A 25,979-nucleotide genomic window follows, 5' to 3' on the forward strand; every position below is an offset into this window, starting at 1 on the left:
TAAGTATGCGCTGAAGAGGTTACTTGCTGGAAAGCATTCCGCCTCGGATATTGGTCCGGCGAATGAGCAGCCACCCGATGAGGGAGAACAAAAGAACGACGACCAGAAGGAGCAGGATTGCACCCCACGGCGAGTGAAAGAAGGTGTCGCCCAGAGTGAGAAACAGGGTGCGAACAGGGGGAAAAACTTCTTCTGCTTTTGCCAGCAAGGGGGGAAAGCCGATCAGAGAGGCCGGGATCGCCAAGGCCGCGACAATACAGCCGACCTTGTTCAGCCGCCAAAATAGAAAGGTGAAGAAGAGGCCGAGGGAGTAACAGGCCAGCATACAGGCAGCGGAAAAGAGAATAGAGGCGGTGTGCTGAAGGAAGGTCAGGGGAAGCCCCTGCTTGAGATAGATCATACTAAACAGATCAGAGAACTCCAACTGAAATTGGGTATGGTCAGCGGCAAACTGGGCCAGGGACAGCAGCAGTTCTCCCGCCAGAGAGAGGCAGACAGCGGGCAGCAAAGCGGAGAGAAAAAGACTGAGAAAGGTTGTCCGGCGAGAGACCCCCATCTGTACGCACAGGCGAATGGCCTGGCGGGGAAGGATCAGTCCAAAGACCAAGAAGAAGATGGCACAGGCAAAACCATATCCGTTGTATGTGTAGCCGGAGCGGTCCCCGCTCCCCAGGTTGAGGGATAACACGAGAAATCCTATGCCAATGAGAAGGGCATTGATGGCCCAAAAGACAAGGCAGCTTACCAGGTATTCTCGGAGCTGGTAGCGAATGGCGGGTTTAAGATTCATAGACATGGTTTGCATCCTTTCTCTCTGTCGTGCCGTCCTCTGCTTCCTGCAGACTGATGAAGTAATCCTGTAAGCGCATAGAGCTTCGTTCCAGGCCGGCAGGCAGGGGTTCGGTGGATTCCTCCTGCAAGGTAACCGTCTTCAGGCCGCCCAGAGAATGGCTGGTCAGGATCTGCTTTCCTTCGGTGTACTGCTCCACCAGCCCGGCAGGACCGGAGAGGGTGTAGGCGGAGGTAAGCAGTTCTTCTGTCGGCGCGTTGCGCAGAATGCGCCCTTCCCGCAGGATGATGGTGTGGTCGATGAGGTTCTCCACCTCAGAAATTAGGTGGGTGGACAGAAGAATGGTACAGGACTGTGCCATGAATTTTTCCACCAGAAGACGGTAGAAGAGCTCCCGATGCTGGGCATCCAGGCCCAAAACCGGCTCGTCAAAGATAACATACGGCGTGTTGACGCTGAGCCCTAAGATCAGGCGAAAAATGGAGGAGTATCCAGTGGAAAGTGCCGGGATTTTTTTCTTGAGCGACAGGCCAAACTGTTTGGCCAGTCCATGGGCGCGGCGCAGATCGAAATCGGGGTAAAAATAGGTCATGGTGTGCAGTGCCCGTTTGATCTTCATGTCTTCGGGGAAAAAGTTCTGCTCTCCCACCATGAAAACTTTGTGTAAGGCGGCATCGTTGTTTCGCACGGGCTGTCCATCCACGGTCACTGTGCCTTGGTCAGGGAGCTGACGGTCGGTCAGGATACTGAGCAAGGTGCTTTTTCCAGCACCGTTGTTGCCCAAAAGGCCGTAGATATGACCGGGTTCCAGCGTGAGGGAGACTTGATCCAGGGCACGTGTGCTCCCAAACTGTTTTGTAATGTCTTTGCATTCAATGGACATCTTGAAATCCTCTCCTTATCAAGTCGGTGAGCTGTGCGAGGGTCAAGCCCAGACCTTTGGCCTCTCGGACCATTTTTTCCACGTAGTCGTGATAAAAGGCCTCGGAACGCTGTTTTCGCAGGTTTTCCTGGGCGCCTTCGGCGACAAACATACCAATTCCTCTCTTTTTGTATAAAAGACCGGCATTCACCAGTTGATTGATCCCTTTCAGCGCGGTGGCGGGATTGATCTTATAGGTGGCAGCGTATTCTGTGATGGAGGGAACTTGGCTCCCCTCTGGATAGGCGCCAGAGAGAATCCCGTCCTCCAGCTGCTCCGCCAACTGGAGAAAAATCGGTTTTTCACCTTGGAATTGCAAGGAGACCCCTCCTTTCCTTGAGTGGTTAGTTAGTTGACTGATTAACCATAAGCCGAATATAGCAGACCGGGCGCGGCTTGTCAAGAGGGGATGTGTTCTTTTCCAGTTTTTTGCAGATAAATTTATGAAAAGTGGGAGAAGCAACCGTTGACAAGAGAAATAATATACGGTAGAGTTTTGACCATCGGCAATGCCGAAGTTGGAAAAGAAAGAAGGAATCCTATATGAAGTGGCTGAAACGAACTGCCGCAGCGGGCATGACAGCGGTTATGCTGTTCTCCTGCCTTCCGGCGGCCGGTGCGGTGCAACCGGGAGAGGAACTGACCCGGGGAGAGACCGCGTCGATCCTGCTGGAAGCGGCAACGGATTACAACGCGGATGTGACCTATGGAGACATTCTCAAGGGGTATCCCGGCGGAGACCTAAACGAGGATGGCGCTGTTACCCGGGCCCAGGCGCTGGTGATGCTCCAGCGGGCCTTTGGCGGTCTGCCTGAGCCCAAGGGAGACAACGCCCGCAGCGGCTATCCCGCGGCAAACTTTACGGACATCCCCGCCTGGGCGCAGGCGGAGCTGGAAGATGTGCTGGCATCCGGCATTGTGGCGGGAACCAGTGCAACCACCTTTTCTCCCGACCGAAAGATTACAAAAGAGCAGCTGGATCTCTTCCTCCAGCGGACCTATGCCCTGGAGGGCAGCAACCTGAAGGATGACTTCTACGCTACGGTCAACAAAGAGGCTCTGGATAACAGCGTCATCCGGCCGGGTTATCTGGGGGCCAGTGCTTTCTATGACTTGGGCGCAAAGGTGGACGAGGAGATTGCCGGGATCATTCAGGAACTGGTTGACGGCGGCGCCAAAACAGAAGGGGAGAAGAAGATCGTCAACTTCTACCGGAACATTCTCAATACCGAGGCACGAAATGCGGAGGGAATTGCCCCCATTCAGCCCTACTTGGATGCCATTGATCAGGCGAAAACCATAGAGGAGCTGATGGCGGTTCAGAACCGTGTCTATGAGGAGACAGGCGGAACCCTTTTTATGGGCTTTGGCCTAAACATTGACGTGAAGGATAACACGGCATATACACTTCTCTTTGACGGAATCACGCCTTCCCTGGGGCAGGGAGGATACAGCACTGCCACGCCGGAGCAGAAGGCGGCCTATCAGACCTATGTCCGCACCATGCTGACTTTGGTGGGGCAGAGTGAGGCGGCTGCGTCCGCGGCGGCGGATACCATTTGGCGGGTAGACGCCAAAATTGCGGCGGCGTCCTTGAGCAACCAGGAACTGGCGGATGTAGACAAAACCTATAATATTTACACCATGGAGCAGCTGCAGGCCATGTTCCCCCGGGTGGATTTGGAGGCGCTTTTTGCGCTGACCGGACTGACACAGACCAACCACATTCAGGTCATGGACCCTGGAAAGCTCCAGGCATGGGCGGAGATCTTTGATGAGAGCAAAACCCCGGACGGATTGGAGATTCTGAAGACGTATGCCCGTCTGTATTTGGCCGCAGGTTTTGGTCCGGCGCTGAATGAGGAATTCACAGAAGCGGGCAACGCATTTAATGAGGCTTACATGGGCTCTTCCGGTGCCCTTTCCCTGGAGGACAGTGCTGCGCAGTATGTCCAGCAGGTGATGAGCGACTATCTCGGCCAGGCCTATGTAGACCGCTATTTCTCCCCAGAGGCCAAGGCGGATGTGGAGAAAATGGTTCAGGACATCCTGGCGGTTTACCGGGACCGGATTGAAACGCTGGATTGGATGAGCGAGACCACCAAGGAAAAGGCCATTGAAAAGCTGGACACCATCCAGATTAACATTGGGTACCCGGATGACTGGGACGATACCCTGAAAGATGTGGAGATCCTGTCGGCGGAGCAGGGAGGTAGCTTCTGTGACAACCTCATTGCCATCCAAAAAGGAACCAACAAGCTGCTGGCAGAGCTCCAGAAGACCGGGGTGGATGAAAATATCTGGCCAATGACGACCTACACGGTCAACGCCGGGTATCTCTTTACCGCCAACTCCATCACCTTCCCCGCGGGCATTCTGCAGGAACCTTTCTATGACGTGGATGCTTCCTATGAGGAAAACCTGGGGAAGGTAGGCTATGTCATTGCCCACGAAATTACTCATGCCTTTGACAACAACGGGGCGAAATACGATGAAAACGGCAATGCCGTGGACTGGTGGACACAGGAGGATTATGCGGCCTTCCAGACGTTGTGTGAGAAAGTGGTCAAGCTCTACGATGGGAAGGAGTCCGCACCGGGAATCACCTGCAATGGTGCCCTGACCCTGTCTGAGAACATTGCCGATCTTGGCTCCGTGGCTTGCCTGACCGAGATTGAAAGTAAGCGAGAGAATCCTGACTATGCCGCGCTGTATACTGCGATGGCAGAGATTTGGTGCAGCAGCTATCCCCGGGAGACTCGACTCTATCTGGCTCAGGCAGACGTTCACGCGCCGGATAAGCTGCGCGGCAGTCTGGTCCTGCAAAACTTCTCGGAGTTTTACGAGGCCTTTGACATCACAGAAGAGGATGCCATGTGGCTGCCGCCGGAAGAGCGCGTGGTTATCTGGTGAGGGGGCGGGGTTGCATGGATCAGAATCTTTGCTGCCTCCAGGAGAAATTCATCAAAGACCTCTTTGTTTCCGAGGGCCTGGGTGCTGTCATTGACGAGGCGTCCTATGGGTATGCCAGGTGCTCCATGGAAATTGAGCCCCGGCACTGCAATGCTTTGGGAATCCCCATGGGAGGGACCATTTTTACCTTGGCGGATTTTGCATTTGCCGTGGCTTCCAATCAAAAGGGAAGAGATGTGGTGACCCAGGCGTCTCAAATCACATTTCTGAAATCCGCAAAGGGAAAGCATCTGACGGCAGTGGCACAGCAGGTGAAAGATGGGAAGCGAATTTGTTTCTATGAGGTGAAAGTCACCGATGAGCTGGGCACCGAAGTGGCCTTTGTGACAGTGAATGGCTATGTTGTCCATGACAACGGCCGGGGAGAGACCTAAAAGGACAAAGAAAAGCCCCCTTCTTGGACAGGATATTTTCCTGGACAAGAAGGGGGCTTTGGTATGGAGGAAGAAGAAAGGACAGGCGATTAAGAGAGCAACCCGAAGGCGGCCAGGGTTTCTCGGAGTTCCTTGCAGGGCTTTTTGTCCATTGCCCAGAGAGGGCGGCGGAGGCTTCCGCTGTCAAGGCCCAGTTCCGCCATAGCAGCCTTGATGGGAATGGGATTTACCTGGGAAAACAGGGCTTTCATCAGGGGGAGATAGGAGAGCTGAAGCTCTCGGGCTTCCTCGATTTCTCCCCGGAAATAGCTGTGCGTCAGCTCTGCCATGGGCTCTGGAACCAGATTGGCTGTGACGGAGATCAGCCCCTTTGCGCCCAGAGCCAACATGGGGACGGTCTGGTCGTCATTGCCCGACCACACATTCAGCTCATCTCCGCAGAAAGCCATGGTTTCTGCCAGAAGAGAGAAATTTCCAGAGGCTTCTTTGGTGCCGTTGATCCGGGGATGCTGGCTTAAAATACGGTAGGTCTCTGCGGTAAAGGACAGTCCGGTACGGGAGGGCACGTTGTAGAGGATGACGGGCAGGTCTGTTTTGTCTGCCAGATATTCATAGTGGTGGATCAGGCCGGTTTGCGTGGTTTTATTATAATAGGGGGTGACCAGAAGAAGGGCGTCTGCGCCGGATTCCTGGGCATGCTGACAGAGATAGAGCGCGGCGGCGGTGTCGTTGCTGCCGGAGCCGGCAACCACTTTGCACCGGCCTGCTACGTGGGACACGCAGTAATCCACCAGATGGACATGTTCCTGCACAGTGAGGGTGGAACTTTCCCCTGTGGTGCCGCAGACACACAGCGCGTCCACGCCGGATTCCAGCTGACGGTCCATCTGCCGGGCAAAGGCGGCATAGTCGATGGAACCAGAGGCCTGAAAGGGGGTAATCAAAGCGGTACAGGTGCCAGTGAACACAGGTGTTTTCATAAAGACTCCTTTCCAGATAACAAAAACGTAAAAAAGCACGGACCAGATTGATTTCTGAAGAAATGCTTTCGTAACAGAATATCAATCTGGTCCGTGCTTTGAGAGATGAATTCTCTCAGCGGGGAAGAATGTAGCCTTCCGCGCAGAGCAGTTCCGCCAGCAGAACGCCGCCGCCGGCCGCGCCGCGGAGGGTATTGTGGGACAAGCCGACAAATTTATAGTCGTACTGGGTATCCGGACGGAGACGGCCCAAGCTGACCGCCATGCCGCCCTCAAGGTCCCGGTCCAGCTTGGCCTGGGGCCGGTCGTTTTCCTCAAAATAATGAAGGAACTGTTTGGGGGCGCTGGGGAGAGCCAGTTCTTGGGCACGGCCCTGGAAGTTTTTCCATACAGTTTTAATTTCCTCCACCGAGGGCTTTTCACGGAAGGAGACAAACACAGCGGCGGTATGGCCATCCGATACAGGCACCCGTAGGCACTGGGCGGTGATGGAAGGGGCGGCGGCGGGGACAATCTGCCCATGTTCCACGGTGCCCCAGACCTTTAAGGGCTCCTGTTCCGACTTTTCCTCCTCTCCACCGATGTAGGGAATGACGTTGTCAACCATCTCAGGCCAGGTTGTAAAGGTTTTTCCCGCTCCAGAGATGGCTTGATAGGTACAGACCAGTACCTGTGTTATGCCGAAGCGGCGCAGGGGATGTAGCGCGGGGGCGTAGGATTGAATGGAACAGTTGGACTTCACCGCAATGAAACCGCGCCGGGTTCCCAGCCGGGATTTTTGGGCCTGGATTACCTGGAGATGCTCTGGATTGACCTCTGGAATGACCATGGGGACATCGGGGGTCCAACGGTGGGCACTGTTGTTGGAAATAACCGGGCATTCCAACTTGGCATAGGATTCTTCCAGGGCACGAATTTCTTCCTTTTTCATGTCAACGGCACAGAAAATGAAGTCGACGGAGGACGCAATGGTTTCTCGGTCTGCCAGTGCATCCAGGACCACCAGGGACTTGGCTTCCTCAGGGATCGGGGTGGTCATGGCCCAGCGGGGACCGACAGCCTCTTCATAAGATTTTCCAGCGGAACGGGCACTGGCCGCCACGACAGTCAGCTGAAACCAGGGATGGTTTTCCAGCAGGGTCACAAAACGCTGGCCCACCATCCCAGTGGCACCGACGACACCGACAGTATACTTTTTCATGAGAAGGACCTCCTGATCTTGTTGAAACTACCTGAAAACAGCCCGTTCTGCTGGGAAGTGAGAAACAGCAGTTGAAAAGCTGATGGTATTTGTACTATAATAAACTGTATTTTGTCTCTTAGAAGAACAGAGTGTTTTTGAGAAAGAGACAGATGTTTGCTTAGTAAAGATAGCACAGATTATTTTTGCTGTCAACGCCCAAAGTCCTTCCCGGGGAAAAAATGTCGTGGAACCGTGAAAATCGGGTCTTTGGAAACAGTCTCACCATGGGTTTCCGGTCCATACTATGCCGGGCGAGGCGGTTTTGTCACCGAGACGGCTGACGGCAGAAGGTTCAGTTGATGTAATGGAGATGGATGGCTATTAAAACACACGATTTTTACTATGAATTACCCCCTGAACTCATTGCACAAACGCCGATCCAACGTCGGGACGCCTCCCGGCTGCTGACGTTGGACAAGAGGACGGGGGAGATCGGACACCATCATTTTTATGATTTGCCTCAATTTCTTCGGCCAGGGGACTGTTTGGTCCTCAACGATTCCCGGGTGCTGCCGGCCCGTTTGCTGGGCAGACGGGAGCCCACAGGGGGAGCCTGCGAGGTGGTGCTTCTCATTGACCGGGGAGAAAATGTCTGGGAGTGTCTGGTCCGGCCTGGAAAAAAACTGCGGGAGGGGGCGAAGCTGTCTTTCGGGGATGGCGCCCTGACCGCAGAGGTGACCGCTGTGTTGGAAGGGGGAAACCGGCTGATCCGCTTTACCTATGAGGGTATTTTTTTGGAATTACTGGAGCGGCTGGGGAAGATGCCGTTGCCGCCCTATATCAAAGAAGAACTCCAGGATGCCGAACGGTATCAGACGGTCTATTCTCGGGAGGTTGGCTCTGCGGCAGCCCCTACGGCGGGCCTGCATTTTACCAAAGATCTGCTGGATTCCATTGAAAAAATGGGGGTAAAAATCTGCTATGTGACGCTCCACGTGGGGTTGGGAACCTTTCGCCCAGTAAAAGCGGAGGAGATTACGGACCATGCTATGCACAGCGAGTATTGTGTCATTTCTGCGGAGACAGCGGAAACCATCAACCAAACCAAGCGGGATGGAGGACGGGTGATCTGTGTGGGAACGACGTCCTGCAGGACCATTGAGAGCTGGGCAGAAGAGGATGGCACACTGCGGGAGAGCGCGGGATGGACGAATATTTTTATTTACCCTGGCTATCGGTTCAAGGTACTGGATGGGCTGATTACCAATTTCCATCTGCCGGAATCCACCCTCATTATGCTGGTTTCCGCATTGGCTGGACGGGAACCCATTTTAGCGGCCTATGAGGAAGCGGTCCGGGAACGCTATCGCTTTTTTTCCTTTGGAGATGCGATGCTGATTGTGTGAGAGAACCTGCGGAGAAGGGCCTGCAAAATGGCGGTATTTAGCTTGCCGTTTATGCCCTGGGTCAGGGCCTTTTCGGTTTCTCATGCTGCATGTTCTGAGCTTGGATGAAAAGGCCTCTTTGTAAGTTTTACAGCTGCTTTTTATTAAATGCGCTGATTGCCGCCACTAAAAATACCACGGACAAAACCACGGAGATGATAAAGGGAACCGTAAATTCCGTTATGGAAATCTTTCCTGAAATCAGGTCAACATTTCGTGAGGCAAGGACAATCGGGTTCAGGGCGGACAATGGTCTCACCATACTGAAAATGGAAAAAAGGGCTACGATCCCGCCAGTGAATAGGATGCTGGTGAAAGTCTGCTTGAATAGGACACAGCCAAGTATGAGAATGCTAAGGTATAGAAATCCAATCATCCACATGAAAAACGCAGACGGTACGATATAGGAAAGAGAAGTATCTGGCCAAAGATGATCGGTATATCCATAGGCACCGACAAAGCTCACCCAGAAACTGACCGTCATAGACACAGCCGCTACGGTGTACTTTGTCAAAATCACTGCCGGTCTTGCCAGACCCTTTGTTACCAGCAGAAGCAAAGTGCCTTTGGAATACTCACTGGACATACAGCTTCCGAACAGGATAATCAATGCGCTGAATCCGACCCCAGAAATATTTTTATAAAACTGCTGCCATGCGTCAAGGGCGACAGGTTCCTCGGTGGCTTCGAATCCAGCTCCCAGAGCCTCTATAATCTCTGGTGTGAATTTTGCCAGAAATGCACTGGACAACCCGAAAATCGCAAAGATAGTAAACAGGATAAAAAAGCGATAGTTTTTAAGATTTTCTACAAACTCCTTTTTTATAAACGCAATATACCCTTTCATTTTATCACCTCCAAAAACAAGCTTTCAAGGGACGGTTCCATGAGTGCCACCTTGACCGGCGCAAGATCTGCCTCGGCCAAAGTGGAAAAAATAGTATGCTGAGCCTTTTTCATCTCCCGGCTGTGTATGATCATTTCCCGCCCCTTTTCTTCTGATCCAATCAGAAGCGGTTGCTTCGCCATAGAAGCCTTGAACTGTTGCAGGTCGGCTTCGCTGGAGAATTCGATCAGTAAGCTGTCATGGCTATGTAGCGCCTTTATCTCTGAAAGCGTTCCGCCAACAGCAATATAACCATCATTCAAAAGTGCCACATGGTCGCAAATACGTTCCACATCGGACAAAATATGCGTCGAAAACAAAACCGTTGTTGTCCCACGGATTTTGTAGAGAATATCCAAGATTTCTTTTCTTCCCACCGGATCAAGGGCACTGGTAGGTTCATCACAAATCAGCAGTTTGGGGTCGGCCAGCAACGCTTGTGCAATTCCAAGACGCTGCTTCATGCCGCGGGAATAGCCGCCGATCCGTTTCTCAACGCCATCCAGACCGACAAGGGAAAGTAGCCTTTGTCCTTTTTGAGAAATGATTTTTTTTGACAACCCGACAATTTCCCCGCACAGTGTTAAATACTGTATGGCGGTCATGTAGTTGTAAAATTCCGGCACATCTGGTAAATAGCCAATATACTGATTGGTTTTGGTCTGTCCAAAGCGAACTGGCTCATTACACACGCGGATTTCTCCCTCATCAGGCTGCAAAAGTCCTAATACCATTTTCATTGTTGTTGTTTTTCCGGCGCCGTTCTGTCCAATAAAGCCAAAGACACTTCCCTCTGGAACAGACAGATTCAGATTTTTTATAATTTTCTGCTCTCCGAAACTTTTAGACAGATTGCATATAGAAAGTACATTCATTTTTCCTCACCCCGCCCAAAAACAAAATAGATAATAGGACCGAACATAACAACAACCAGAGAGAGTACAAGCCACATGGCCCTGTTCCCAAAACGATAATGTGGATGCCAGAGGATATGCCGGACAGCGGCCACAGCAAGGATTACATCAAGCACAAAAATGGGAATCAGAAGCGGAAACATTTCCTGCAACAAAGACATACTAATTACCTCCTTAGTCGTAACTCGTATCTGTATTTACGGGACAACGGTGTTTTTTTGCTTGTTACTCCCATATAGGATATATTACCGCAATGGAAATAAAAAAGCAATATTACTCCTTGAATTTTTGTTTCCAGAATGGTAATATTTTTGTAAAAGGAGGTTGCATATGGGAAGCAAGAACTTGAATGAGAAAATTATGGAATGTATTTCCAATCCGGCCAAGAGCCGTTTGATGATCGAAATCATGCGGCGGGGGAAAGTGACCGCAAAGTATCTGGCTGAAAAGTGCGTGGATATCCCCCAAACGACGCTTTATCGCTATTTGAAACGAATGACCGATGATGGGCTATTGAAAATTGTGGGCGAAACACCAATACGAGGAACAGTTGAAAAGACTTATGCATTGACCTTTGACCCGTCTGATCCACCGTCGGTTCTCGGACAAAATTCTGGGGCTATGTATATGCAGATGTTCTTTCAATATTTTTTGACGTTTGCAAAGATTTTCCAAGATTATTGTGACACACCAGGTATTGACATAAAAAAGGATCGGTCTGGTCTTAGCCTTTCCCATGTTTATTTAACGGATGAAGAGCTGGAAAAAGTAGCAGCAGATATGGCCCAAATCTTATATCCGCTGCAAGAGAATAAACCAAAGCCGGAACGTAAATTGAGAACAGTTGGGTTGATTATCTCCCCGGAACATAAAACAGGCGAAACGGGGACGGACTGGTAGCAAAGTGCCAACGCATTTAACATCACAAAGCGTGTTGATGCTTTATTTTCATATTGACTTTCAGAAAAAAGTTTGCTATTATAAATAAGTAAATGCGGTGTAGGGGAAGAGCCCTTGCACCGCTCATTTTTTCCAAAAGGCCATGTTCATTTTGTAAAACAAGGAGGATTCTGCGTTGTTTACGCTGTTGAAAACCGAAGGCCGCGCCCGACGCGGGCAATTGACCTGTGCCCATGGCACCGCGCAAACGCCCGTGTTTATGAACGTGGGAACGCAAGGGGCAATTAAAGGCGCGGTGTCTGCTCAGGATCTGCGGGAAATTGGCTGTCAGATTGAGCTCTCCAATACGTATCATCTCCATTTGCGCCCAGGGGATGAACTGGTGAAGGAGATGGGGGGGCTTCACCGCTTTATGCGTTGGGACGGCCCGATTCTCACAGACAGTGGGGGGTTCCAAGTCTTTTCTCTGTCCGGGAGGCGGAAGATTCAGGAGGAAGGGGTCACCTTTGCCTCCCACATTGATGGGCGCCGTATCTTTATGGGGCCGGAGGAGAGTATACAGATTCAATGGAACCTGGGTTCGGACATTGCCATGGCGTTTGATGAGTGTGTGGAGAATCCTGCGCCCTATGCGTATGTGAAACAGTCCTGTGAACGAACCTTTCGTTGGCTGGAGCGATGCAAAACGGAGCATGCGCGTCTCAAGCAGCTGGCAGATGGGGTCAACCCGCAGCAGATGCTGTTTGGCATCAATCAGGGAGGGATCCTCCCGGACCTGCGCGTCTGGCACATGCAGCAGATTGCCTCTTTAGACTGCGATGGATATGCCATTGGAGGCTTGGCGGTGGGGGAGCCGGCGGAGACCATGTATGAAATCATCGAGGCCGTAGAACCCTATATGCCTGCGGAGAAACCACGGTATTTGATGGGGGTGGGAACCCCGGTGAATATTCTGGAAGGCGTGGCCCGGGGCGTTGACATGTTTGACTGCGTGCTTCCAGCCAGAAACGCACGGCATGGAAAGCTGTACACTTGGAACGGAGCCATGAACATCAAAAATGAGAAGTACAAGCGGGATGAACAACCCATTGACCCGGCATGCCGCTGTCCTGTCTGCCGGTCTTTTTCCAGGGCTTACCTCCGCCACCTGTTTGCAGCAGGGGAGATGCTGGCCATGCGGCTGGCCGTTCTTCATAATTTGTATTTTTACAATGCACTGATGGACAGGATTCGCCTGGCGCTGGAGGAAGGTACTTTTGAAGCTTTCTATCGGGAATACAGAGAAAAATTAGGCGCACGAATGTAATATAGAAAAAGTAACAGGGAAACAAAAAAATACTTGTCAAATGGAGAAAACTCTTCTATAATAAAGAGAAAGTTTATTTTTACAGCGGAGGGAATCACCTTGGAAATTTTGATTATCGTCCTCATTGTTTTCTATATCGTTATTTTCTATTTCTTGAAAATGCGCCCTGAGAAGCAGCGGAAGAAAGAGATGGAGGCGATGAAGCGATCTCTGGCACCTGGTGACGCAGTCACCATGATTGACGGCATTGTTGGAAATATCTGTGCCGTGAAAGAAAAGACGATTGTCATTGAGACCGGCGCAGACCGTGTTCGTCTGGAGTATGCGAACTGGGCCATTATGAACAAGGGCGTGGCGGTTGACCAGGCCCAGCAGTAAAAGAATCACAGCATAGAACGCTCCCTCCCCGCATAGAATCCATCACAGATTCTCTTCGGGGAGGGATTTTTATGGTTAAAAACGGGGAAGAAACCGCCAAAAAAGAGGGGAAGACGACAGGAAATGTCTTACCTGTTTTACTGGGAACGGGGACAGGATTGGTTTTGCTTCTGCTGCTGACTCTGCTGGCGGCGGGCCTGATTTGGAGCGGTGTTTTACCTGTCTCCATTGCGGGAATGAGTCTGACCATTGCGGCGGGGCTTTGCGCCTTGGTGGGAGGCCGAGTTGCGGTGAACAGGGGAAGTGGGGGATCCCTGCCCATGGGAAGCGCAGCAGGAGGCCTTCTTTGCCTCATCTTGGGATTGGTCTGCCTGGGAACCACTGGAACCGAGGGGTTTCATGGGCAGTTTGTGGGAATCCTACTGATGACATTGGCTGGAGGCTGTTTGGCTGGGCTAATGGGGAAGAAGAAGCGGAAGAAAAAGAAGCGATAAAAAATGATGAAGATTGCAAAAAAAGCGGAGCGGGCTTTGGACCGGAAAAAAGAAACGGAACAAAAAAATCGAGACACAGTACTGTTGATTCTTTCCGTTGGATTCTTGGTCGGGGGCGTATTGGGGTGCCTGCTGGAGGGAAAACTGTCCACAGAGCATTATATCGGTCAGTTTTTCCAGCAGGCAGCACAAATGTCCATTGCGCCGTCTCTGTGGCGTGAAGTTTGGATCGTATTCCGCTGGCCCGTGGCGGTGATCCTGTTGAGCCAGTTGCCACTGGCCGGTGTGACAATCCCAGTGGTGTTTTTTCTCCGAGGCTTTTTCCTCTCCTATGGCATTGTGGCTTTGATGGAGGGAATGGGGCTCTCTGGTGTTCTGTGTGCTGGTGTGGTGTTTGGGCCAACCTGTCTGTTGGCTGTGCCGGTACTATTTGTGCTGGGAACCACAGGTCTGCTGCGGAAGGCGGAAAGTCAGCCGAAGGGCATTCCGTTTTTCCGCCGTATGGTAGCCAGCCTGCTGGTTTTGGCACTCTGCGTGTTTTTGGATCAGGCAGTGGTTCCTAAGCTCCTGGGGATTCTGCTGAAAGCATTGACCATGGTCTCTGGCTAAATGTGCGGAGCTCTGTCTGAAAAGATGTGTATTCCTTTCCAGTTCCTCTTGTATTTTGGAAAAGAGAAGTATATAATAAATCTATTCCTTATGATGGTGTGCTCCCAAAAGGGAGCATGCTTTTTAAGAAAATAACTTCGCATAATGTAGATTTTGCGAAGTTAAAGACGTGAGAGAAAGGAACGCAAATCTATGGCAAAGTATTGGCAGGAGTCACCTCCCATTTTACAGGAGTTTTTGAATTACCATGCGTCTATCCTCTCCCATTCCGCCAAAACAGTGGATGAGTATTTTTTGGATCTACGCAGCTTCTTTCGTTATCTAAAAGTACGGCGGAACCCTGCATTGGCCCAAACGCCGTTTTCGGAAATTTCAATTTTAGATGTGGACTTGGAATTTGTCTCTCAGACGCAGCTGTCAGAAATCTATGGTTTTTTAACCTTTCTCTCCGGCGGCGCTCCAGCTGGAAAAGCGGAATCTTCTACAAGAGCGAGAAAATGCGCGTCCATTCGATCCTTCTATCACTATCTCTGCGTCCATGCCCATCAAATGGAACAGGACCCCACCCAGTCTTTGAATAATCCGAAGCTAAGGAAAACACTGCCCCGCTATTTATCCCTGTCAGAAAGCATTCAGTTGCTGGAGGCCGTATCCGGCCCCAATGAGGTTCGGGACTACTGTATCCTTACTCTGTTTCTCAACTGTGGCCTGCGTGTAGGAGAACTGGTGGGTTTGAATGTACAGGATATTCGAGAGGACACGGTTCGAGTGTTAGGAAAAGGAAACAAGGAACGGCAGCTCTACCTCAATGAAGCATGTTTAGATGCCATACAAGCCTATTTGGTGGTTCGTCCAGAGCCGAAGGAGGAGTTCCGCCATAAAAACGCATTGTTTGTCTCCCGCAATAAAACACGGCTTACCACCCGAGCCGTAGAGAATATTGTACAGAAAGCGGTGCGGCAGGCGGGGTTGGACCCCAAATATTCACCGCATAAACTGCGCCACACAGCAGCTACACTGATGCTGAACCACGGTGTGGACATTCGGACCCTTCAGGACGTTTTAGGCCATGAGAATTTGGGGACAACACAGATTTACACCCATATATCAGATGCCAATATGAAGCAGGCTGTGGAAGCCAATCCCCTGTCCCGCGTGAAGAAGCGAGAGGAGTAACTTATTCCAGAATGTGATCCAAGCCCTGGGCAAAAATAGTTCGAACGTGGTCATCTGCCAGGGCATAATATACCATCTTCCCTTCTCGACGGGGCTTTACCAGCCGGGCCTGCTTTAGAATCCGGAGCTGGTGCGAGATGGCGGACATGGTCATGCCGAGCAGCCGCGCAATATCCCCTACGCCCCGCTCTTCTGTAAAGAGGGTGTAGAGAATTTTGATTCGGGTGCTATCCCCAAAAATTTTATAGAGCTCTGCCAAGTCATCCAGAAGTTCCGCATTGGGCGACAACTGCTCCGGCAACGGGACGGAGGTGAGATCATGGTGGTGCACAGTGGAACCCTCCTCTACCATTGATTGAATGATTGCTCAATGATGGATAGTATATACCCAATGGAAAAAAAGTCAAGAATGAGAGAGAAATCCGTATGTTTTCCGGGGAACATACGGATTTCTTTTCTCATGCCTGCAGTTTTTCCTGGAGCTCGGATAAGCTGAGAACTGGAATGCCTAAGGATTCTGCCTTGGTCAATTTGCTGCCGGCATTGTCCCCCGCCAGTAAGAAAGCAGTTTTTTTGGAGACGCTGCTGGTTACCTTTCCCCCGTGGCTCTGGATCAGCTGCGTGGCTTCTTCCCGGCTCATATCTGGCAGTGTTCCAGAGATGACAACGGTCTGCCCGGAAAGGGACAGGTCCTCCTGGGGAAGCGTTACAATATCCTGCTCCATATTGACACCGGCGTCCTTTAACTTTTGCAGAACCTTTTGGTTGTGCGCTTCTCGGAAGTATGCATAGACGCACTGGGCAGAGATTGGGCCAATGTCGTCCACAGCCATCAAATCTTCTTCCTGCGCGTGAGAGAGTGCGTCAAAGGAGCCAAAGTGATTCATGAGGACCTGGGCGGCGGATTTCCCCACATTGGAGATTCCAAGGCCTGTCAGAAGGCGATCTGGTGAGTTTCGTTTGGCTTTTTCAATATTTCCCAAGAGTTTGTCGGTGTTTTTCTCCTTGCCAATGATCCCCTGTTCAATCAGCTCCTCCCGGTGCTGAGAGAGGGTGAAGATATCTGCCACATCGGTAAGATATCCTTTCTCAATGAGATCGTGAATATAGACCACACCAAACCCTTTGATATCCATGGCACTGCGGCCGACAAAGTGACCAATCAGCCGTTCCAGCTGGGCAGGGCAGTTAAGGTTAACACATTTGATGTCTGCGGTGGCTTCCCGGACAGCGGGTTTCCCACATACAGGGCAAACCATGGGAATTTGGAACGGACGAGCCGCAGCGGGCTGTTTATCCGGGACTACCCCCACGCATTTGGGGATCACTTCGCCGGATTTTTCAATGAGCAAGGTGGAACCCAGGCGGATGTCCAGGCTGGAGATAAAATCCTGGTTGTGGAGCGTACATCGGGAAACTGTGGTACCGCACAGGCGAACAGGATCAAACACAGCGGTAGGCGTGATTTTTCCGGTTCTGCCGACGGACAGTTCAATTTGCCGCAGCCTGGTTTCTTTCCGTTCTGGAGGGTATTTATAGGCGACTTGATACCCCGCATTTTTGGCGGTGTCTTTCAGCTGCGCCCGTAAAGCGAGTTCGTTGACCTTGACCACGGCACCGTCAATATCATAAGGTAAGGTACCCCGCATATCCCCAATGGCTTCAATGGCCCGCCAGACTTCTTCTGAGGTTTTGCAGACAAAGCGGTGGGCAATGACGGTAACACCGCAGTCCTCCAGAAACTCGTAAGCCTCCTGGTGGGTGGATAGGTCCTTTCCCTGGATATCCTGAATATTGAACACAAAAAAGGAGAGATGCCGTTCTTTGGTAATAGAGGCGTCCAGCTGGCGCAGGGTGCCGGCGGCACAGTTGCGGGGATTGGCAAATGGCTTTTTCCCCAATAACTCCTGCTTCTCGTTGACGGCTTCAAAGGCGGCATTGGTCATATAGACCTCTCCCCGCAGCTCCAAATAGGCAATGGGATGCCGGAGGGTGACGGCGACATCGTCAATGACTTTGGCGTTGGCGGTGACATCCTCACCGAAATTTCTGCCATCCCCCCGGGTGATGGCCGTGACCAATTTTCCGTCTTCATAGCGCAATGCCATGGAGAGACCGTCAATTTTGGTCTCGACCAAAAAGGTGATCCCCTCCCCTAACTTCTCCCGGCAATCGTCCATGAAATGGTCAACCTCTTCTCGGGTAAAAAGATCCTGCATCGACAGCATGGGAACCCGGTGGGCGACCAGGACACCAGCCGTCCGTTTGGCGGTTCCCCCCACCTTTTGGGTGGGAGAATCCGGGACGATCAGTTCGGGATGGGAGGACTCGAGCATCTTAAGCTCCCGCATGAGAGCGTCGTATTCCTGGTCTGAAATGGTGGGGGCATCTTCATTGTAATAGAGGTTACTGTGGTGATTCAACAGGGCGCGAAGCTCCTCTGCTCGTTTGGATGCGTCCATGGTCCAAGGTCTCCTTTGCAACAGTATACCGATATTATTTATTATTTCCGCAAAAGCGCGTCCGCAGCCAGTAGAATGCCTAATTTTCCAGATTCATAGGTCAGGCCGCCCTGCAAATAGACTGTGTAAGGAGGGCGCATGGGGGCATCAGCGGACAGTTCAATGGAAGCGCCCTGAATGAAAGCACCGGCGGCCATGATGACCGGGCAATCGTAACCGGGCATATCCCAGGGAACGGGCGTAACATAGGAGTCTACAGGTGCGCCGGACTGAATGCCATGGCAGAACCGTTCCACTGCTTCCGGGGTTTCCAAGTGGATCATTTGGATAATGTCGTGGCGGATCTCCTGAGACATAGGATCAGTACGGTAGCCCAGCAATTCCATGACCTTGGCGGCAAACACCGCAGTTTTGGTGGCCTGTGCCACCGTGTGCGGGGCCAGGAAGAGCCCTTGATAAAGCGCACGGTTGTTCCCCAACGAGGCACCACATTCCCGGCCAATCCCGGGTACTGTCATCCGCGTGGCGGCGCATTCTACCAAATCCCGGCGCCCGGCTACATATCCTCCCATAGGAGCCAGACCGCCGCCCGGATTTTTAATGAGTGACCCCATAATCAAGTCGGCGCCGACTTGTGTGGGCTCGGTGGTCTCCACAAATTCGCCGTAGCAGTTGTCTACTAAAATGTAGACATGGGGGTTGTGGGACCGGATGACTTGGCAGATTTCTCCGATGCGTGCCACAGAGAGGGAGGCCCGAGTGGCGTATCCGCGGGAACGTTGGATAAGAACTGCTTTTACTGCAGGGTCCTGGACTGCCTGGGCAATCCCAGGCAAGTCAGGGGTGTTTTCCGGGGTCAAATCCACCTGGCGGTAGGTGATCCCGAATTCTTTGAGAGAACCGTTGCCATCTCCAGTGATCCCAATGACGCCTTGCAAGGTATCATAAGGGGCACCAATGGCGGAGACCAGCACATCCCCCGGGCGCAGAACCCCGTATAGAGCAGACGAGATTGCATGGGTTCCGTTGACAAAGTTGATACGAACCATGGCGTCCTCTGCGCCAAAAAGATCGGCGTAGATGGCCCCGAGGGTTTCCCGGCCAAGGTCATCATAACCGTAGCCAGTGGTTCCCTGGAACATAGATTCCGCCACTTTGTGTGTTTGGAAGGCGGAGAGAACTTTTTGTGTATTGTATTCCGCGATGGCGTCAATGCGGGCAAACTGCTCTGACAATGCGTCCTGTGCTTGTGCACCTAACGCACGAACGCGGTCGCTTATCTGTAAAGGCATTTTACATTACATCCTTTGAAATTTATAGTTTTTTCTGGGCGAACGCTGTCATAAGACGCACGGTGGCAGTGACGTCGGACAGGTCTACCATCTCCACGGGAGAGTGGAGGTACCGACAGGGAATGGAGATGCCGCCAGTGCGGACACCCTCCCGTGCAACATGGATCGAGCCGGCATCTGTTCCGCCGGAAACGATGACATCACGCTGGAAAGGGATTTTACTTTCCATAGCAAGTGTTTCAAGGAGTTTTATGACATCTGGATGACAAATTACGGAACTGTCCATAATCTTCACCGCGGCTCCGTCGCCCAGGATAGAGCTTCCCTTTTGGGGATCATCCCAGGTCTCTCCGACTGTGACATCCACAGCAATGCCGTAGTCAGGATCAATGGAGTAGGCAGCGGGCTTGCTTCCGCGGAGCCCCAATTCTTCCTGTACAGTAAAGACAAAGTACAAGTCGTTGGTGTACGCCCGGATATGGCTCAAAGCATCCAGCATGGCGGCACAGGAAATTCGATTGTCCAGATAGGGAGAGACTAACTTGGTCTCTGTGGTAAAGGAGGGCATCCGGGAAACAGCGGTATCCCCTACCTGAACCAGGCGGCGGGCATGCGCTTCGTTTTTGGCGCCAATGTCTAAGTACAGGTCTTGGATCGTCATGTCTTTGAGAGAGACACCAGGACGGAGTGCGACCACGCCGCACACGCCGTTTTTGAAACGGAATGGTGTGTGCAGGATACTTTCCGGATGGACGCCCCCCAATTTTCCAAAGGAGAGATAGCCCTCTTTGTGGATGTGCGTGACAATCAGGCCGATGGAATCCATATGCGCGGCAAACATGACCTTGGGTCCGGGACCTTTTTTATGGACAATGAGATTGCCCAGGGTGTCGATGTGGCACGTATCGGCGTATGGTTCCGCCAGACGCTTTAAGGTGGTGGCGATCTGCCGTTCATCTCCTGATGGCCCATGGCAAGCGTTGAGCATTTCAATAACAGAAAGATAGTCCATATATTTTCTCCTTATTCCATTGTGGCTACGGCCTGTAAAAAGCGGCGGGCCAGAATGAGGATGTTCTGGCAGTCCTCCAGGGAAGCGACACTGGAGGGGGTGTGAAGATACCGCACAGCGGCGGAAATGGCCGCCACCCGCACCCCTTCCTTGGTACGCTGTATGGCAGAGGCGTCAGTTCCACCGGAGAGAAATTCTTTGGTTTGCCAGGGAATGTGGCCGCGTTCTGCTAAGGTGCGGAGAAGCTCAAATAGTTCTCGGTCATAAACGGTGCCCCCATCCATATAGGGAACCACAGGCCCCTTTCCAGGCAGGCATACCTTCTGGTGACTCTCCATCTCCGGCAGGTCGGCGGCGGTGGTTCCCTCTAAAATCAGGGCAATGTCAGGGGTGACAGAAAAGGCGGCCCCAAAAGCCCCTCTGGTTCCAACTTCTTCTTGCACGGTAAATACAAAGGTACAGTCCATGGGAAGAGGTTCTTTCAAAAGCTCTACCATAACAGTGCAGCCGATGCGGTCATCAATGGCTTTAGCTTTCAGAAAGCCATGGCCAAATTCTAAGATATCTGTGTCGAAACACACGATATCTCCGGGGGAGACATGGCGGAGGGCCTCTTCCCTGCTGTCAGCCCCGATGTCAATGTAAAACTCCGTCAGCTTAGGGATGGATCTTGCCTCTTCCCCGCTGGTCAGATGGTATGCTTTTAGGCCAATGACCCCGGGCAGTTTCTGCTTTCCCACCAGGACCGGTTTTCCGAGCAGAACACGGCGGTCGATTCCACCGACCGGACGGAATTTGAGGTATCCGTCCTCTGTAATGGTGTGGACCATCAGCCCAACTTCGTCCATGTGGGCGGCCAACATCACTTTTTTTGTGCCAGGGCTTACCCCTTTTTTCTCAATAATTAAATTACCCAGGGTGTCTGTATAGGACCGGTCAGCGTAGGGGGCGGTGATTGCGCGGATGTAATCCCGTACGGCGTCTTCACAGCTGGACACACCGGGGAGGGCACAGAGCTCTTTCAAGGTCTCAGTCAGCAAGAAATTCCCCTCCTTCTCGTGCCAGGTCCTGGACGAAAGCAGCCAGCAGGGCGGCGGAGTGCTCTAAGTCATCCAGGTCCAGGGTTTCTACCGGGCTGTGCATATATTTCAGCGGGAGGGAGACCACTGCTGTGGCGATACCCTCTCGGGCAACCTGTACCCGCCAGGCGTTGGTTCCACTGTGCCCGGTCATCACTTCAGGGGACCAGGGAATGCCCCGCGCCTCTGCTTTTGTGATGAGACGGTCTGTCATCCAACGGGTCATATTGGGGCCGATGCCAATGACTGTTCCCCCGCCAGCGGGAAAAGTTTCTTCCTTGGGAGAATCGGGGGTACGGGCGTGGGTGACATCCACGGCGATAAAACAGTGGGGCGCAAGAGAAAAGGCGCCGACCACGGCCCCGCCGCCGTTGGTTTCCTCTCGGCTGCTGCCCATAAGATACAGATCGACATCCAAAGGGGTGTCCCGAAGCAGTTCAGCGGCCCGCAGAAGAGTGACAAAGCCCGCACGGTCATCCAATGCTTTGCTGCTGACGCGGCGTCCCAGAAGGGCGCGAAAAGGTTCTCTGGGCACAACAAAGGTTCCCACCAGAGCTTCCCCCTCTTTCTGGGTCAGTCCGGCGTCAATATACAGACCCGACAATGGAGTGCTCCGGTTGGAGTCGCCTGCCTTTTGAACATGGGGAGGCAGGACAGCCACAAGACCAAACTGGGGGGGCTGGGAGAGGATGATGACTTCCCGGTTGGGAAGCATCCGAGGGTCTACCCCACCAACAGGGCGAAAGCGGAGAAAGCCGTCTTTGGCGCCGGTGATCACCAGGCCAACCTCATCCAAGTGGGCGTCCAGCACCACCCGTTTGGCGTTTTCCGTGCCGCAACGCCGAATCCCAATCACATTTCCGAAACGATCTTTCTTCACTTCATCCATCAGGGGACGTAGCAGTTCCATCGCTTGGCTGGCCACGGCGTCCTCCCTTCCAGAGGGGCCGGGGCAGCTGCAAAGTGCTTCTAAGCTTGCTTGAATATCCATGGGAACCTCCCTCACAGCCCATTGACGATGGCCTTGAAGGTTTGGCCGCGCTGGGCAAAGTTTTTGAAGTGGTCAAAGGAGGCACAGGCTGGAGAGAGCAGAACCACATCCCCATCTTCCGCCATACGGGAGGCTGTCAGCACGGCCTGAGAGAAATCCTCTTCCATGACAATGGTAGGCTGGCCCTTCTGATACCCTTGTGAAGAGAGTACAGCCTGACGGATTTTATCTGCTGTATGACCCGTTAGAATCAAGGTTTTCACATGGTCTTGCACCGCCTGACCCAGTACATCAAAGGGAATCTTTTTGTCATAGCCGCCGGCAATGAGGATGACCTTTTGGGGGAAGGAACGGAGACCGGCAATGGTGCGGGTCGGGCTGGAGGCAATGGAATCGTTGTAATACCGGACGCCGTGCAGAGTACGGACCAATTCAATCCGGTGCTCCACGCCGGGGAAGGTCTCTGCCGTGTGAAGGATCACATCGTCGGGGACCAACCCTTGTACGGCGGCGATGGCGGCCAGATAGTTTTCCACATTGTGTTCTCCGGGAATCAAAATCCGGTCTGTGGAGAAGAGAGGCCGTTTTTTTCCATTTTGTGCGACCACAATGGTGCCGTTGTCGACAAAGACGCCCTCCTCCAAAGAGGTGCGGCGGCTGAACTGCAGGACCCTTCCAGGCGCCCGGCAGACCATGGCGTGGGTCAGGTCATTGTCCCGGTTGAAGATGGCCAAGTCATTTTCTCCCTGATGGGAGAAGATGTTCTCCTTTGCCAGGGCATATTCTTCCATGGACTTATGAATATCCAAATGGTTGGGGGACAGATTGGTAAAAACCGCAATATCCGGACTGGCAGAGAGCGTCATCAGCTGGAAAGAAGAGAGCTCCAAAACCGCGATATCGTCTGGAGATATGCTGCCGGCTTCCGAGAGGAGCGGTTTTCCAATATTTCCTCCCAGATGGACGGTATAGCCGGCATTCTTCAGCATTTCGGCGATGAGGGTGGTTGTGGTGGTCTTTCCGTCGCTGCCAGTGACAGCGATGATTTTACAGGGACAGACCTGAAAAAAAACCTCCATTTCAGAGGTTAGCGCACTTCCCTTTTCCATGGCGGACAGAAACGGTGGAATATCGGGACGAATTCCCGGAGAGCGGAAAATGACATCCTGGTCGAGACCATCCAGATAGGCATCCCCCAGATGAAGCACTGCACCCATGGACTCCAACTCGTCAGCCAGGGCACCGAATGCTGTGCGGGGGGCTTTGTCACAGGCGGTAACGGAAATCCCCGCCTGAAGCAAGGTCTTGATAAGCGGCGTATTGGAAACCCCAATGCCGATGACAGCGACGCGTTTTCCCTGAAGAGAGGTAAGATAGTCTTGCAGTGTAATGGCCATGTGCGTTTCCTCCTAATTGATTGAGAGCAGCTTGCTCAGTCTATGGACTTAAAACGGTAAAAGAATCCGCTGCGCGGTGTTCTGGCGTTGCAAATGAAAAATAGACACTTCATTATACGCCGAAGCGGTAGGAATTTCAAGAAATCCTTCTGTGAGAATCACAAGAAAAGGAAGTATGGGTTTGCGCTCCCCTCTGAGAAGTATGTGGAGAATTAGCAAAAATTAAAGAAGGTTTTTTGTAAAATTGACAGCCGTATCAGGTGTTCTGGAAAGGGCCCGTTTGTCAGCTTTTCTAAATGATTCTTAAGTACAAATGGAGCGGGTGTGCAAAGTCATGACGGAAGGAAAAAGAACGCTTGAAAAGTTTCTTCCTTTATGGTATTTTATATAATAACTATAAAAAAATTCTGCGGAAAGGGAGGCCCTTTTATGCACTTACAAGAATCTGGAGAAATGTACTTGGAGACCATCCTGATCCTTTCAAAGAGCGGCAAAGATGTGCGCTCTGTGGATGTGAGCGAATATATGGGCTTTTCTAAGCCCAGTGTCAGCCGTGCCATTGGCCTGCTCAAGTCAGGCGGTTATGTGACAATGGACAAGGGAGGACACCTGGAGCTGACAGAAGAGGGGCGTGCAGTGGCTGAGAATATTTATGAAAAGCACACCTTGCTGGCACAATTTCTAATGACCCTGGGCGTGGATGAGGCCACTGCCACGGAGGATGCCTGCAAAATGGAACACGTGATCAGCGATACCTCGTTTAAGGCCCTTAAAAAGCACGCAGGAATGGAATGATGATAGAAAAAAGCTCCGGTCTCGGATTTCGAGACCGGAGTTCCTTTTTGGCATACTGGTTTCCTATGAGAGAGAAGGCAGTTACAGGTCATAATACATGGCGAACTCTGCGGGGGTGGGCTGACGGTCAATTTCTTCCAGTTCTGCCCGCTTTTTTTCGATCCAAATCTCAAGCAGGCGGGGAGGAAATACACCGCCTTGGGTTAGGTAGTCGTGATCTGCCTCCAGTGCATCCAAGGCCTCCCCCAAGGACTTCGGCAGGCTGTCAATTTGCGCTTTCTCCTGGTCTGAGAGAGTATAAAGGTTAAAGTCATAGGGCCCCCACCCTCTTTCATGGGGATCAATGCGGTTTTGAATCCCATCCAGTCCCGCCATCAGAATGGCAGCGAAGGCGTAATAGGGGTTGCAGGTGGCGTCCGGGTTCCTTAGCTCGAACCGCTTGTTTTTGGGGGCTTTGGCGTAAGCGGGAATCCGAACGACAGCACTGCGATTGGCCATGGCGTACCCGATGGTGACGGGCGCTTCAAAGCCGGGGACCAGTCTCTTATAGGAATTGGTGGAGGGATTGGTGATGGCACACAGGGAGGCCGCATGCTCCAGCATACCGCCGATGAACCAAAGCGCCGTTTGGCTCAGCTGTGCGTAGCCTGTTTCATCATAGAAGATGGGCTTACCTTCTTTGAATAAGTGCATATGCACATGCATTCCGCTGCCGGCCTCCCCTGCCACTGGCTTGGGCAGAAAGGTGGCGGTGCGTCCTTCTTGAGCGGCGGCATTTTTGATAATGTACTTCGCGACCATGGTGTTGTCTGCCATCTGGGTCATCTCTCCCAGTTCCACCTCAATCTCCATTTGGCCGCAGCCGCCCACTTCCGGGTGATGGTATTTGACTTTCACACCCCACTCCTCCATTAGGAGACAGATACGGTTTCGCAGGTCCTGTGTGACATCCATGGGAAGGCTGGTGTGATATCCCCCTTTTCTGGGGACCTGATATCCGTTGTTTTCTGTGCTCCATGCGGCCTGCCGTGCGGAGATGGAGAAGCTGGCATGTTGAGGCTGGGTGGTGTAGGATACCTGGTCGAAGATATAAAATTCATATTCAGGCCCTACGATCATCTCGTCTGCGATCCCCAACTCTTGCATATAGCCAATGGCCCGTTTGGCCACATTCCGGGGATATTGGTCAAAGGGCCGGTTGGCCGGACGATCAATGATCATCACGTCTCCGATCATGGTGAGGGTGGGAACCTCTGCAAAGGGATCAACTGTGGCAGAATCCAGGTCGGGCACGAAAACCATGTCGCTGCTCTCCACCGGGGCATAGCCGTAATTGGAGCCGTCGAATCCAATCCCGTACTGCATAGTCTCCTCGTTGAGCCGGCCGACAGGAATACTGAGATGGCGCCATCTTCCGTCAATGTCAGTCATTTTGAAATCGACAATTTGAATGTCTTTCTCTTGGCAAAGATCTAAAATCTCCTGCAGTGTCTTTCCCATGGAGGGGCCTCCTTTGTGATAAAATAACCCGAGTGGTTACAGGTGATATTCTCGCTTGGAACTTTTTCAAGATACCGATTTTTGGAACAAATGTCAAGAAAAGAAACGATGTTTCTGTGGG

General features: G+C 52.2%; 25 protein-coding genes. 9 read left to right on the top strand and 16 right to left on the bottom strand.

Features of this window, described 5'->3' with window-relative positions; all coding sequences use genetic code 11:
• Positions 1-19: 19 nt before the first annotated feature.
• Genes DV520_RS00950 through DV520_RS00960 form a run of 3 tightly spaced genes read right to left on the bottom strand, consistent with a single transcriptional unit; the run spans position 20 to position 2,031 of the window.
• The gene (locus DV520_RS00950) at positions 20-796 is read right to left on the bottom strand and encodes a hypothetical protein (RefSeq protein ID WP_133308816.1); all 777 of its coding nucleotides are present in this window, start codon (positions 794-796) and stop codon (positions 20-22) included.
• Complete coding sequence (locus DV520_RS00955) at positions 780-1,673, bottom strand: ABC transporter ATP-binding protein (protein ID WP_117141479.1); 894 nt, start codon at positions 1,671-1,673, stop codon at positions 780-782. The genes DV520_RS00950 and DV520_RS00955 overlap by 17 nt, the downstream gene beginning before the upstream one ends.
• Complete coding sequence (locus tag DV520_RS00960; protein ID WP_021920612.1) at positions 1,663-2,031, bottom strand: GntR family transcriptional regulator; 369 nt, start codon at positions 2,029-2,031, stop codon at positions 1,663-1,665. Before DV520_RS00960 ends, DV520_RS00955 begins: the two co-directional genes overlap by 11 nt.
• A gap of 224 nt (positions 2,032-2,255) precedes the next feature.
• On the opposite strand from DV520_RS00960, the gene DV520_RS00965 reads away from it, so the two are divergent.
• Positions 2,256-4,625, top strand: coding sequence for a M13-type metalloendopeptidase (locus DV520_RS00965; RefSeq protein WP_117141480.1), 2,370 nt, complete (start codon positions 2,256-2,258; stop codon positions 4,623-4,625).
• A 14-nt stretch (positions 4,626-4,639) separates the two neighbouring features.
• The gene (locus DV520_RS00970) at positions 4,640-5,059 is read left to right on the top strand and encodes a PaaI family thioesterase (protein ID WP_021920610.1); all 420 of its coding nucleotides are present in this window, start codon (positions 4,640-4,642) and stop codon (positions 5,057-5,059) included.
• A gap of 89 nt (positions 5,060-5,148) precedes the next feature.
• On the opposite strand, the gene dapA is transcribed toward DV520_RS00970, so the two are convergent.
• Both dapA and asd read right to left on the bottom strand, forming a co-directional pair.
• Positions 5,149-6,039: a 4-hydroxy-tetrahydrodipicolinate synthase gene (dapA, locus tag DV520_RS00975; RefSeq protein WP_021920609.1), complete on the bottom strand. Its 891-nt coding sequence runs from the start codon at positions 6,037-6,039 to the stop codon at positions 5,149-5,151.
• A gap of 115 nt (positions 6,040-6,154) precedes the next feature.
• Positions 6,155-7,240 carry an aspartate-semialdehyde dehydrogenase gene (asd, locus tag DV520_RS00980; protein WP_117141481.1) on the bottom strand — a complete coding sequence of 362 codons (1,086 nt, stop codon included), beginning with the start codon at positions 7,238-7,240 and terminating at the stop codon, positions 6,155-6,157.
• Between the two features lie 356 nt (positions 7,241-7,596).
• Here asd and queA point away from each other — a divergent pair, with 356 nt between their 5' ends.
• Positions 7,597-8,628, top strand: a complete 1,032-nt coding sequence (queA, locus tag DV520_RS00985; RefSeq protein ID WP_021920607.1) for a tRNA preQ1(34) S-adenosylmethionine ribosyltransferase-isomerase QueA — start codon at positions 7,597-7,599, stop codon at positions 8,626-8,628.
• 127 nt (positions 8,629-8,755) lie between these two features.
• Here queA and DV520_RS00990 read toward each other — a convergent pair whose 3' ends face one another.
• The 3 genes from DV520_RS00990 to DV520_RS01000 are packed head-to-tail and all read right to left on the bottom strand — an operon-like array spanning position 8,756 to position 10,628.
• Positions 8,756-9,514: an ABC transporter permease gene (locus tag DV520_RS00990; RefSeq protein WP_117141482.1), complete on the bottom strand. Its 759-nt coding sequence runs from the start codon at positions 9,512-9,514 to the stop codon at positions 8,756-8,758.
• Positions 9,511-10,428, bottom strand: coding sequence for an ABC transporter ATP-binding protein (locus DV520_RS00995; RefSeq protein WP_021920605.1), 918 nt, complete (start codon positions 10,426-10,428; stop codon positions 9,511-9,513). Before DV520_RS00995 ends, DV520_RS00990 begins: the two co-directional genes overlap by 4 nt.
• Positions 10,425-10,628: a PLDc N-terminal domain-containing protein gene (locus tag DV520_RS01000; protein WP_117141483.1), complete on the bottom strand. Its 204-nt coding sequence runs from the start codon at positions 10,626-10,628 to the stop codon at positions 10,425-10,427. The genes DV520_RS00995 and DV520_RS01000 overlap by 4 nt, the downstream gene beginning before the upstream one ends.
• Before the next feature lie 169 nt (positions 10,629-10,797).
• Here DV520_RS01000 and DV520_RS01005 point away from each other — a divergent pair, with 169 nt between their 5' ends.
• From DV520_RS01005 to DV520_RS01030, 5 genes are all read left to right on the top strand, one after another.
• Entirely contained in the window at positions 10,798-11,367 is a 570-nt protein-coding gene (locus DV520_RS01005) for a helix-turn-helix domain-containing protein (RefSeq protein ID WP_242984611.1), read from the top strand.
• Between the two features lie 175 nt (positions 11,368-11,542).
• On the top strand, positions 11,543-12,673 hold the full coding sequence (tgt, locus tag DV520_RS01010) for a tRNA guanosine(34) transglycosylase Tgt (RefSeq protein ID WP_021920602.1): 1,131 nt from the start codon (positions 11,543-11,545) through the stop codon (positions 12,671-12,673).
• A gap of 99 nt (positions 12,674-12,772) precedes the next feature.
• A complete protein-coding gene (gene yajC / locus DV520_RS01015; RefSeq protein ID WP_021920601.1) occupies positions 12,773-13,051 on the top strand; it encodes a preprotein translocase subunit YajC in 279 nt (92 codons plus the stop codon).
• 497 nt (positions 13,052-13,548) lie between these two features.
• On the top strand, positions 13,549-14,154 hold the full coding sequence (locus DV520_RS01025; protein WP_021920599.1) for a hypothetical protein: 606 nt from the start codon (positions 13,549-13,551) through the stop codon (positions 14,152-14,154).
• A 192-nt stretch (positions 14,155-14,346) separates the two neighbouring features.
• Entirely contained in the window at positions 14,347-15,330 is a 984-nt protein-coding gene (locus tag DV520_RS01030; RefSeq protein ID WP_117141484.1) for a tyrosine recombinase XerC, read from the top strand.
• A 1-nt stretch (position 15,331) separates the two neighbouring features.
• On the opposite strand, the gene DV520_RS01035 is transcribed toward DV520_RS01030, so the two are convergent.
• The 7 genes from DV520_RS01035 to murD all read right to left on the bottom strand — a co-directional run bounded on the left by DV520_RS01035 (position 15,332) and on the right by murD (position 23,563).
• Entirely contained in the window at positions 15,332-15,661 is a 330-nt protein-coding gene (locus DV520_RS01035; protein WP_021920597.1) for an ArsR/SmtB family transcription factor, read from the bottom strand.
• Positions 15,662-15,788: 127 nt separating this feature from the next.
• Complete coding sequence (ligA, locus tag DV520_RS01040) at positions 15,789-17,792, bottom strand: NAD-dependent DNA ligase LigA (protein WP_117141486.1); 2,004 nt, start codon at positions 17,790-17,792, stop codon at positions 15,789-15,791.
• A gap of 41 nt (positions 17,793-17,833) precedes the next feature.
• Positions 17,834-19,084, bottom strand: a complete 1,251-nt coding sequence (locus DV520_RS01045) for a methionine gamma-lyase family protein (RefSeq protein ID WP_117141487.1) — start codon at positions 19,082-19,084, stop codon at positions 17,834-17,836.
• A gap of 22 nt (positions 19,085-19,106) precedes the next feature.
• Positions 19,107-20,096, bottom strand: a complete 990-nt coding sequence (locus DV520_RS01050) for a M42 family metallopeptidase (protein ID WP_117141488.1) — start codon at positions 20,094-20,096, stop codon at positions 19,107-19,109.
• A gap of 11 nt (positions 20,097-20,107) precedes the next feature.
• Positions 20,108-21,136 carry a M42 family metallopeptidase gene (locus DV520_RS01055; RefSeq protein WP_117141489.1) on the bottom strand — a complete coding sequence of 343 codons (1,029 nt, stop codon included), beginning with the start codon at positions 21,134-21,136 and terminating at the stop codon, positions 20,108-20,110.
• Entirely contained in the window at positions 21,126-22,166 is a 1,041-nt protein-coding gene (locus tag DV520_RS01060; RefSeq protein ID WP_242984612.1) for a zinc-binding metallopeptidase family protein, read from the bottom strand. The genes DV520_RS01055 and DV520_RS01060 overlap by 11 nt, the downstream gene beginning before the upstream one ends.
• An 11-nt stretch (positions 22,167-22,177) precedes the next feature.
• Positions 22,178-23,563 (bottom strand): UDP-N-acetylmuramoyl-L-alanine--D-glutamate ligase, encoded by a 1,386-nt coding sequence (gene murD, locus DV520_RS01065; protein ID WP_117141490.1) that lies wholly within the window; start codon positions 23,561-23,563, stop codon positions 22,178-22,180.
• 429 nt (positions 23,564-23,992) lie between these two features.
• Here murD and DV520_RS01070 point away from each other — a divergent pair, with 429 nt between their 5' ends.
• Positions 23,993-24,358 carry a metal-dependent transcriptional regulator gene (locus DV520_RS01070; protein ID WP_021920590.1) on the top strand — a complete coding sequence of 122 codons (366 nt, stop codon included), beginning with the start codon at positions 23,993-23,995 and terminating at the stop codon, positions 24,356-24,358.
• Positions 24,359-24,439: 81 nt separating this feature from the next.
• On the opposite strand, the gene glnA is transcribed toward DV520_RS01070, so the two are convergent.
• A complete protein-coding gene (gene glnA, locus DV520_RS01075; protein ID WP_117141491.1) occupies positions 24,440-25,858 on the bottom strand; it encodes a type I glutamate--ammonia ligase in 1,419 nt (472 codons plus the stop codon).
• Positions 25,859-25,979: the final 121 nt, after the last annotated feature.

The organism is Evtepia gabavorous (assembly GCF_003425665.1).
GTDB classification, from domain to species: domain Bacteria; phylum Bacillota; class Clostridia; order Oscillospirales; family Oscillospiraceae; genus Evtepia; species Evtepia gabavorous.

Coding starts and splice junctions, on each gene's coding strand:
- DV520_RS01030 (WP_117141484.1), top strand. CDS start 14,347: ATGGCAAAGTATTGGCAGGAGTCACCTCCCATTTTACAGGAGTTTTTG.
- asd (WP_117141481.1), bottom strand. CDS start 7,240: ATGAAAAAGTATACTGTCGGTGTCGTCGGTGCCACTGGGATGGTGGGC.
- DV520_RS01045 (WP_117141487.1), bottom strand. CDS start 19,084: ATGCCTTTACAGATAAGCGACCGCGTTCGTGCGTTAGGTGCACAAGCA.
- queA (WP_021920607.1), top strand. CDS start 7,597: ATGGCTATTAAAACACACGATTTTTACTATGAATTACCCCCTGAACTC.
- DV520_RS01005 (WP_242984611.1), top strand. CDS start 10,798: ATGGGAAGCAAGAACTTGAATGAGAAAATTATGGAATGTATTTCCAAT.
- DV520_RS00965 (WP_117141480.1), top strand. CDS start 2,256: ATGAAGTGGCTGAAACGAACTGCCGCAGCGGGCATGACAGCGGTTATG.
- ligA (WP_117141486.1), bottom strand. CDS start 17,792: ATGGACGCATCCAAACGAGCAGAGGAGCTTCGCGCCCTGTTGAATCAC.
- DV520_RS00995 (WP_021920605.1), bottom strand. CDS start 10,428: ATGAATGTACTTTCTATATGCAATCTGTCTAAAAGTTTCGGAGAGCAG.
- murD (WP_117141490.1), bottom strand. CDS start 23,563: ATGGCCATTACACTGCAAGACTATCTTACCTCTCTTCAGGGAAAACGC.
- DV520_RS01060 (WP_242984612.1), bottom strand. CDS start 22,166: ATGGATATTCAAGCAAGCTTAGAAGCACTTTGCAGCTGCCCCGGCCCC.
- dapA (WP_021920609.1), bottom strand. CDS start 6,039: ATGAAAACACCTGTGTTCACTGGCACCTGTACCGCTTTGATTACCCCC.
- DV520_RS00990 (WP_117141482.1), bottom strand. CDS start 9,514: ATGAAAGGGTATATTGCGTTTATAAAAAAGGAGTTTGTAGAAAATCTT.
- DV520_RS01050 (WP_117141488.1), bottom strand. CDS start 20,096: ATGGACTATCTTTCTGTTATTGAAATGCTCAACGCTTGCCATGGGCCA.
- DV520_RS01025 (WP_021920599.1), top strand. CDS start 13,549: ATGATGAAGATTGCAAAAAAAGCGGAGCGGGCTTTGGACCGGAAAAAA.
- DV520_RS00955 (WP_117141479.1), bottom strand. CDS start 1,673: ATGTCCATTGAATGCAAAGACATTACAAAACAGTTTGGGAGCACACGT.
- DV520_RS01000 (WP_117141483.1), bottom strand. CDS start 10,628: ATGTCTTTGTTGCAGGAAATGTTTCCGCTTCTGATTCCCATTTTTGTG.
- DV520_RS01070 (WP_021920590.1), top strand. CDS start 23,993: ATGCACTTACAAGAATCTGGAGAAATGTACTTGGAGACCATCCTGATC.
- DV520_RS00970 (WP_021920610.1), top strand. CDS start 4,640: ATGGATCAGAATCTTTGCTGCCTCCAGGAGAAATTCATCAAAGACCTC.
- DV520_RS00950 (WP_133308816.1), bottom strand. CDS start 796: ATGTCTATGAATCTTAAACCCGCCATTCGCTACCAGCTCCGAGAATAC.
- glnA (WP_117141491.1), bottom strand. CDS start 25,858: ATGGGAAAGACACTGCAGGAGATTTTAGATCTTTGCCAAGAGAAAGAC.